Source organism: Stenotrophomonas capsici (assembly GCF_034961085.1).
Taxonomy (GTDB): domain Bacteria; phylum Pseudomonadota; class Gammaproteobacteria; order Xanthomonadales; family Xanthomonadaceae; genus Stenotrophomonas; species Stenotrophomonas capsici.
In genome coordinates this window covers 1-901 of the sequence record NZ_JAYFUH010000008.1, presented here as the reverse complement: position 1 = coordinate 901, position 901 = coordinate 1, and the positions used below count along the sequence as shown (strand labels likewise).

Annotated in this window: 2 protein-coding genes; one reads left to right on the top strand and one right to left on the bottom strand. The window is 67.3% G+C overall.

Annotated elements, in window-relative coordinates:
• Positions 1-52: 52 nt before the first annotated feature.
• Positions 53-256 (bottom strand): YdcH family protein, encoded by a 204-nt coding sequence (locus tag VA603_RS00180; RefSeq protein ID WP_192287156.1) that lies wholly within the window; start codon positions 254-256, stop codon positions 53-55.
• Between the two features lie 69 nt (positions 257-325).
• Between VA603_RS00180 and ttcA the strand changes: the two genes are divergently transcribed.
• A partial coding sequence (ttcA, locus tag VA603_RS00175; RefSeq protein ID WP_323437595.1) for a tRNA 2-thiocytidine(32) synthetase TtcA occupies positions 326-901 on the top strand: 576 nt, incomplete at its 3' end.

The following is a 901-nucleotide window of genomic DNA, read 5'->3' as shown; positions in this document are numbered from 1 at the left end:
GTGCGGCTGGTCGCGGCGGTTGCTGGCAGCGGCGCGGGCTGAACGGTGTCGCTCAGGCCGGCTCGTCCGGGATCAGCATGCTTTCCAGCTTGGTGATGCAGTCCTTGAGCTGCAGCTTGCGCCGCTTCAGCCGTTTGGCCTCCAGCTCGTCGTCCGGGTTGGCGGCAAGGCGGGTGATGCGATCGTCCAGGCCGCGGTGTTCACTCCGCAGTACGGCGATGCGCTGGCTGATCTCGGCGGGCGTCATGGTCTCCACGGGGGCTGAGCATAACCGGTTGCCGTGTCCGGTGAGGAGGGGCGCCGCCGAGCCGGTAGAATGCCGGCAATGAGTGCCGTCATCCCCCTGCCCGATCCCGCCCCGCGTGCCCGCGACCCGCGCCTGGCCGAACGTGAACACCACAAGCTGGCCAAGCGCCTGCGCCGCCAGGTGGGCCAGGCCATCGCCGATTTCGGCATGATCGAGGCCGGCGACAAGGTGATGGTCTGCCTGTCCGGCGGCAAGGACAGCTACACCCTGCTGGACATCCTGCTGCAGCTGCAGAAGAAGGCGCCGGTGCCGTTCGAGCTGGTCGCGGTGAACCTGGACCAGAAGCAGCCGGGCTTTCCCGAGCACGTGCTGCCGGAGTACCTGGCCGGCCTCGGCGTGGCGTACCACATCATCGAGCAGGACACCTATTCGGTGGTCAGCCGGGTGATCCCGGAAGGCAAGACCATGTGTTCGCTGTGCTCGCGCATGCGTCGTGGCGCGCTGTACAACTACGCCGAGGCGAACGGCTTCACCAAGATCGCGCTGGGCCACCACCGCGACGACATCGTGGCCACGTTCTTCATGAACCTGTTCCACCATGCCAAGGCCGCCGGCATGCCGCCCAAGCTGCTCAGCGATGACGGCAAGCACGTG